This is a genomic window from Corynebacterium sp. HMSC078H07 (genome assembly GCF_001812805.1).
Classification (GTDB): domain Bacteria; phylum Actinomycetota; class Actinomycetes; order Mycobacteriales; family Mycobacteriaceae; genus Corynebacterium.
In genome coordinates, this window is sequence record NZ_KV810458.1 from 23,799 (window position 1) to 31,360 (window position 7,562).

At 61.2% G+C, this 7,562-nt stretch carries 7 protein-coding genes; 6 read left to right on the forward strand and 1 reads right to left on the reverse strand.

Annotated features, from left to right (window positions below):
• Window positions 1-166: 166 nt before the first annotated feature.
• The 6 genes from HMPREF2875_RS03660 to trpA are packed head-to-tail and all read left to right on the forward strand — an operon-like array spanning window position 167 to window position 6,782.
• A complete protein-coding gene (locus tag HMPREF2875_RS03660) occupies window positions 167-1,681 on the forward strand; it encodes an anthranilate synthase component 1 (RefSeq protein WP_070670396.1) in 1,515 nt (504 codons plus the stop codon).
• Window positions 1,678-2,325 carry an anthranilate synthase component II gene (locus HMPREF2875_RS03665; RefSeq protein ID WP_070670399.1) on the forward strand — a complete coding sequence of 216 codons (648 nt, stop codon included), beginning with the start codon at window positions 1,678-1,680 and terminating at the stop codon, window positions 2,323-2,325. Before HMPREF2875_RS03660 ends, HMPREF2875_RS03665 begins: the two co-directional genes overlap by 4 nt.
• Complete coding sequence (gene trpD / locus HMPREF2875_RS03670; RefSeq protein WP_070670401.1) at window positions 2,322-3,359, forward strand: anthranilate phosphoribosyltransferase; 1,038 nt, start codon at window positions 2,322-2,324, stop codon at window positions 3,357-3,359. Before HMPREF2875_RS03665 ends, trpD begins: the two co-directional genes overlap by 4 nt.
• Window positions 3,337-4,719 (forward strand): bifunctional indole-3-glycerol-phosphate synthase TrpC/phosphoribosylanthranilate isomerase TrpF, encoded by a 1,383-nt coding sequence (trpCF, locus tag HMPREF2875_RS03675; protein WP_070670406.1) that lies wholly within the window; start codon window positions 3,337-3,339, stop codon window positions 4,717-4,719. Before trpD ends, trpCF begins: the two co-directional genes overlap by 23 nt.
• Before the next feature lie 21 nt (window positions 4,720-4,740).
• A complete protein-coding gene (gene trpB / locus HMPREF2875_RS03680) occupies window positions 4,741-5,955 on the forward strand; it encodes a tryptophan synthase subunit beta (protein WP_070670409.1) in 1,215 nt (404 codons plus the stop codon).
• Window positions 5,955-6,782, forward strand: coding sequence for a tryptophan synthase subunit alpha (trpA, locus tag HMPREF2875_RS03685; protein WP_070670412.1), 828 nt, complete (start codon window positions 5,955-5,957; stop codon window positions 6,780-6,782). Before trpB ends, trpA begins: the two co-directional genes overlap by 1 nt.
• A gap of 344 nt (window positions 6,783-7,126) precedes the next feature.
• Here the strand turns inward: trpA and HMPREF2875_RS13435 are convergent.
• A partial coding sequence (locus tag HMPREF2875_RS13435; protein WP_141754562.1) for an HNH endonuclease signature motif containing protein occupies window positions 7,127-7,562 on the reverse strand: 436 nt, incomplete at its 5' end.

A 7,562-nucleotide genomic window follows, 5' to 3' on the forward strand; every position in this document is an offset into this window, starting at 1 on the left:
AAAGTCAGTGCTGTGAAGAACACATCTAACCTTTGGTGGTGGCGCGCGTAACCCGCGGGCCTCGTTGTTCTCCCATCTTTTACGGCCCGCAGCTGCGGGCTTTTCGGCGTTTTTCTCTCCACACAGCTCGCGGCAGCACACAAAACGTTAACGAAAGACACACATTATGCCGTTGAACCACAAGCCGCACAGCGCACAGCGCACACTGGCCTATACCCCTGATGCCGCTGCGCTCTTTTATGCCCTCGCGACGCCACAGGATTCCCTGCTTTTAGAATCCGCGGACATTGAAACCAAGAAGAACCTCACCTGCATCGCCATCACCAAGGCAGCCCTGAAGGTAGTGTGCCGCGGCCAGGAGGTCACCGCCACGGCGCTCACGCCCTCCGGACGCATTCTTATCGACGACCTCCGCGAGGACTTCCACTCGCGGATCACAAAGGACGCCGACGCCAGCATCACCTTCCGCTTCGAGCTCTCCACCGAACACGATGAGCGCGCCCGCCTGCGTGCCACGTCTACTGCGGACGTGCTGCGTACGCTGCAATTTAGCCGCCTCTACTCAGGGGAGATGCTGCCGTTCCTGGGCGGCGGCTTCGCCTTCGATTACGTCGCGACCTTCGAGGAGCTCCCCCCGGTGCCGGATGGTCCGAATGAGTATCCGGATTATGAGTTTCTCGTCGCCGAGCACGTCCTTACCGTGGACCACCTGACGCAGACGGCAAAGATTGAGGGGTGGGGCGTCGATAAGCACGTGCTCGAGGAAGAACTCGACCGCGCCGCCCGTACCGCACCCCTCACCCCAGCCTCACCCGCACCGTTGGGCACCGTCACCGCGCGCGCCAACATCGATGACGCTGCTTTCCGACGCCACGTGGAGCACCTCCAAGGCAATGTCCATGCTGGCGATATTTACCAAGTCGTTCCCTCGCGCACGTTCAGTATTGCGTGTCCCGATGCTTTCGCTGCCTACCGCACGCTCCGTGAGACGAACCCTTCGCCGTACATGTTCTACCTGCGCGGCGCAGAACACGAGCTTTTCGGCGCATCGCCCGAATCCAACCTCAAGTACACGGCCTCCGACCGGCAGGTGCAGCTCTATCCCGTCGCCGGCACCCGGCCGCGCGGAGCCACCCATGAGCTGGACATCCGCAACGAGCTTGAGATGCGCACCGACTCGAAGGAGGTGGCTGAGCACATCATGCTCGTGGACCTCGCGCGCAACGACCTCGCCCGCGTCGCAGTTCCCGGCACCAGGCACGTCGCTGACCTGCTCCAAGTCGACCGCTACTCGCGCGTCATGCACCTGGTCTCCCGCGTCGCCGCCACTCTGCACGAAGACTTCGACGCTCTCGATGCCTACCGCGCCTGCATGAACATGGGGACTCTCACCGGCGCACCAAAGCTGCGCGCGATGGAACTCATCCGCGAGACTGAAGGGACTCGCCGCGGTTCCTTCGGCGGCGCCATCGGCTACCTGCGCGGTGATGGATCGATGGACAACTGCATCGTCATCCGCTCCGCCTACGTCAAGGATGGAACGGCCGTCGTCCAGGCAGGCGCGGGCGTCGTCCGCGATTCCATCCCCCAGTCAGAAGCCGATGAAACGGTCCACAAAGCCTACGCGGTACTCAGCGCCATCGCCCAGGCACACAACGCATCCCTGGAGGTCATCCGATGAACCCGCACGTCGTCCTCATCGACAACCACGATTCTTTCGTCTACAACCTCGTCGATGCACTCGCTGGCTATAACACCACCGTCTTCCGCAACTCGGTTCCAGTGGAGGAGGTTCTCGCCGCCCAACCCGACATCATCATCCTTTCGCCGGGCCCCGGCCATCCCCGTGATGCCGGAACAATGATGCAGCTTATCGAGTCCTCCCTCGGCCGCATCCCCATCCTCGGCATCTGCCTTGGTTTCCAAGCCTTGCTCGATCACTTCGGCGGTACCGTCGAGCCGTGCGGCCCCGTCCACGGCTCTTCCATACCCATGACCTTGACCGATGCTGGTGCGCGCCATTCGGTCTTTCAGGGCCTGACCATCGATAACGAGCCGGATAACCCCAACTACGTCGGCCGCCTCGTCCCCGTGGCGCGCTATCACTCCTTGGGCTGCGCGAACATCCCCGCCCGCATGCGCAGCCTGGCCGAGACCGACACCGACATCGGTCCGATCACCATGGCGGCTGAGACTCTCGACGGCCGCGCCATCGGCCTCCAATTCCACCCCGAGTCACTCCTCACCCCAACTGGCCCGCTCATGATTGAACGCTGTATCAAACAACTTTCTTTCCGCTCCACAATGGAGGAGGTCAACAAATGACTGATAATACTTCCCTGACTACTCTGAAAGCCTTTCTTGATATCACCGAGCCCACCCTCGATCAGGCCATTGAGGTATTCACCCCGCTGACGGTGGGGGAGTATGACGATATCCATATCGCTGCTCTGCTCACCTACATCCGTACCCGCGGCGAAACCTTTGCCGACGTCGCTGGCGCTGCCCGTGCTTTCCTCCATGCCGGACGTCCTTTTCCCGTCACCGGCAAGGGCCTTATGGATACTGCGGGAACCGGCGGCGATGGCGCCAACACCATCAACATCACCACCGGCGCCTCCCTCGTAGCTTCCGCCGGGGGAGTGAAGATGGTCAAGCACGGTAACCGCTCCGTCTCCTCTAAGTCCGGATCCGCCGACGTCCTCGAGGCACTGGGCATTCCCCTCGACCTCGACCCAGACCGCGCTGTCCGCCAGCTGGAAGCCTCGAACTTTACGTTCCTCTTCGCCCCTGCCTACAATCCGGCCGTTGCCCACGTGCAACCAGTGCGCAAGGGCTTAGGCATTTCCACCATCTTCAATACCCTCGGACCACTACTGAGCCCCGGCCGGCCTGAATTCCAGATCATGGGCATTGCGAACCCCGCCCAAGGTCAGCTCATCGCGGAAGTGTTTAAGGAGCTCGGCCGCACTCGCGCGCTTGTAGTCCACGGTGCTGGCACCGATGAGATCGCCGTACACGGAACTACCCAGGTGTGGGAGCTCAAGGACGGCGCGATCAGCCACTACGAACTCACGCCCGAGGACCTCGGCATTTCCCGCCACGATCTCTCTGATCTCGCGGGCGGCAACGGAGAGGAGAATGCCCAGGCCCTTCGCGATATTTTCGCCGGCACCGGAAAACCTGCCCATCACGACGCCATCGCTGCTGCCGCAGGTGCCATGTTCTACCTCAATGGCACCACTGACTCGATTGCCGAAGGCGTCTCCCACGCCTCCCAGCTCATTAAAGACGGCACCGTCGCCGCATGGCTCACGAAGCACGAGGAGGCGAATTATGGCTCTGCCGACCGTGCTTGAGGGGATCGTCGCCAAGCGCCGCACCCATCTCCCCGCCATCCGTGAGCGCCTTGCCCACGTGGACCTCGACGCCCTCCCGCGTTCCGAGCGCTCCTTCTATGATGCTCTCAACGGCACCAACCGTTTCATCATGGAATGCAAGTCCGCTTCGCCCTCGCTGGGCCTTATCCGCGAGCACTACGAGCCGGGCGCCATTGCGCGGGTCTATTCACGCTATGCTTCCGCAATCTCCGTGCTCTGTGAGCCCGAGCGTTTTGGCGGCGACTACGACCACCTGCAGACCGTTGCACTTTCGACCCACCTGCCGGTGCTGTGTAAGGACTTCATCATCGACCCCATCCAGGTCTATGCCGCGCGTTATTTCGGCGCGGATGCGATCCTTCTGATGATGTCCATCGTCGATGACGAGACCTACGGTGAGCTGAAGCAGCTTGCCGACGCCCTCGGGCTCGACGTCCTCACCGAGGCCATCACCGAGGAGGAAGTAGCCCGCGCGGTAGCCTTCGGCGTGGCCGTCATCGGCATTAACAATCGCAACCTGCACGATCTCACGATCGACTTAAACCGCACCGCGCAGCTTGCACCTTTGGTTCCGGAAGGCAAGGTCGTTGTTTCCGAGTCCGGAATTCGCAACAACCTCACCGTTCGCCAGCACGGCGCTCACGCCAATGCTTTCCTTGTCGGTTCGCAGCTCACCGGAACACCCGACATCGACCGTGCTGCCCGGGAACTCGTCTTTGGCAGCAACAAAGTTTGTGGCCTCACCTCATGGTCCGCAGCGCAAGCCGCACGGGCTGCCGGCGCGGTATACGGCGGATTCATTTTCGAGGAGGCATCTCCGCGCAATGTTTCACGTGAAACCGCGCTCAACATCATCGCTCACGAACCCGACCTCACCTATGTCGCGGTCTCTCGCCGCACCACCGGTTGGGAGGAGCTCGCCCTCGACGGCATCGACTGCTTCCAAGTTCACGCGTCGTACCAAGGGAGCACAGAAGCTGAGCTGAATCTCATCAACGCCGTCCGCACAGTAGCGGGGGAGAGGCAGGTCTGGCGCGCCATCGATATGACCGCTCCACATGGACCCGATCTCGCCGCCGCGCTTGCCGACGCCACCGATCTCCTCATCCTCGATTCCGGCCCCGGCGGCACGGGCACCTCCTTCGACTGGACGACCATCCCTGACTCCATCAAGAAGAAATCGCTTCTCGCTGGCGGACTCAACCCGTCCAATCTCGTAGAGGCACTCCACGTCGGTACCGTCGGCCTCGACCTCAATTCGGGGCTAGAGATCAACGGCCGCAAGGATCCCGGCCTCATTGCCCAGACCTTCAACCTTATTCGTCACTTTACGTATTAATCCCCGACCCAAAGGAACACCATGACTACTCCACAAGAAACCCGGGAGACACTTCTCCCCGCCTACTTCGGTGAGTTCGGCGGACAGTTCGTCCCCGAGTCGCTCATCCCGGCCCTCGACCAACTCGAGCAAGCCTTCGTCGATGCACAGAATGACCCCTCCTTCCGTGAGGAACTTTCTGGCTACCTCCGTGACTACCTCGGCCGCCCCACCCCTCTTACTGAGGCCACCAAACTTGGCGGCAAGGCTCGCATCTTTCTCAAGCGCGAAGACCTAGTTCACGGCGGCGCCCACAAGACCAACCAAGTCATCGGCCAAGCCCTCCTGGCAAAGCGCATGGGCAAAACCCGCATCATTGCCGAAACCGGCGCCGGCCAACACGGAACCGCAACCGCACTCGCCTGTGCGCTCCTCGATCTCGAATGCGTGGTGTACATGGGCGCCAAGGACGTCGCCAGGCAGCAGCCCAATGTCTACCGCATGGAACTGATGGGCGCGAAGGTCATCCCCGTCGACTCCGGTTCGGGCACTCTCAAGGACGCAGTCAACGAAGCACTCCGTGATTGGACTGCCACCTTCCACGAGTCTCACTACCTCCTCGGCACCGCCGCGGGACCACATCCATTCCCGACCATCGTGCGCGAGTTCCACAAAGTGATCTCCGAAGAAGCCAAAGCCCAGATGATTGAGCGCACCGGCGGGCTTCCCGACGTCGTCGTGGCCTGCGTCGGCGGCGGCTCCAATGCCATCGGCATGTTCGCGGATTTCATCGATGAGGAATCCGTTGAGCTCGTAGGCGCGGAACCTGGGGGAGAGGGCCTTGATTCCGGCCGCCACGGCGCCACGATTAACAATGGCACCATCGGCATTCTCCACGGCGCTCGTTCCTACCTCATGCGGAACTCGGAAGGCCAAGTGGAAGAATCCTATTCCATCTCCGCCGGCCTCGACTACCCGGGCGTCGGCCCCCAGCACGCACACCTTTCCCAGACGGGCCGCGCGACCTACGTCGGCATCACCGACGCCGAAGCCCTCGAAGCCTTCCAGCTCCTCAGCCGCCGCGAAGGAATCATCCCTGCTCTCGAATCCTCCCATGCCCTGGCCTACGCCCTCAAGCGCAAGGATGAAGACATCACCATCCTCGTTTCCCTGTCTGGCCGTGGCGACAAAGACATCGACCACGTCCGACGCACCCTCGACGAACAGCCCGAACTCAAGCTCCCGGAGGATCACTAATGAGCCGCTACGAGAAACTCTTTTCCACACTAGCCTCGCGCAATGAAGGCGCATTCGTCCCCTTCATTATGCTCAGCGACCCTGACCCGGACACCGCCCTGGCCATCGTCAGGGCAGCCGTCGCTGGTGGGGCCGACGCTCTAGAACTCGGAGTGCCATTCTCCGACCCAGTAGCCGACGGCCCCACAATCCAGGCCTCACACATTCGCGCCCTCTCCGCCGGCGCCACTGTCGATTCAGCCCTCGACCAGATCCGCCAGATTCGCGCTGAGTTTCCGGATCTTCCCATCGGCATGCTCATCTACGGCAACGTTCCCTTCACCCGTGGCCTCGACACCTTCTACTCTGAGTTCCACGAGGCAGGTGCCGACAGCATTTTGATTCCCGACATCCCAGTGCGCGAAGGCGCCCCCTTCGTCACTGCCGCCGAGAAGGCCGGGATTGACCCGATCTTTATCGCACCGGCACAAGCATCCGAGAAGACCCTCGCTGGTGTAGCCAAGTATTCCAAGGGCTATATCTACGCCATTTCCCGCGATGGCGTCACCGGCACCGAAAAAGAATCTGCGACCCAGGGTCTTGACGAGGTCGTCGCAAACGTCACGCGCTTTGGCGGCGCGCCCATTCTCTTGGGCTTCGGCATTTCCACGCCGCAACACGTCGCCGACGCGATCGCCGCCGGTGCCGCTGGCGCCATCACCGGTTCCGCTCTGACCAAGATCGTCAACGCGCACCTCGACGACAACAATAAACCGACGCCAGGACTTGCCGACGCCGTCACCGCTTTCGTTTCCGACATGAAGGCTGCCACCAAACGCGACGACTAGTTAAACATTACCCCGAAGGCCTCCTCTCTATCCTCTTGGAGCAGGGGGCCGTTTCACGTGAAACACCGCGCAACTGATACATGGTCTTCTGCATCTGCCACAAGCTCGACCAACCCTTTCTCCGATCGTCGTCACTGACGCCGGTTCTCAGTTAAACAACATCGATGAATCAGCGTGCGGCCTTCGTCGTCCGCGACGACGATCCGTGTTCTCCTCTCCCCATATGGCGCCGCCACCTTTTCGTCGTCTATGGCAACGATGAAGCTTTGTACCGGTGCCGCGAATCGTTCCACCGTCGTCGTTTAGTTCGACGAACAAGCCCGCCTCACCTTCGCCCTAGCCCTCTAGAAGGGAATATCGCCGCCGCGGGTATTATCGCGGTCTGCCGGGTCGGTCATGTCGAAGACATCAACGATCTCACCGTTGTCCAACTCCACCTTTAATGCTTTGGCGTCTTCATGCATTTTTGCCCGGTGTGCCATAACATCCTCGGCAACTGTGCGCGCCCACCTGCGCATCGACGGCGCAAGCGGGCCCGTAGCTTGCGTTGTCACCCAACTGCCATCAGCCAACAACCACACCACATCACCAGTTACCGGATCCAAAATATAAAAGGCCCTGCCCTCGGTCTTCATATTGTGATGACGCTGGCACAAACACACCAGATTATCCGGATGCGTTGGCCCACCCTCGGCATAATTAATCCGATGATCCAACTGACACATCCAGGCCGGCACATCACAGTTACCAGCCCGACACGTCCCATCACGGCCCTCAACA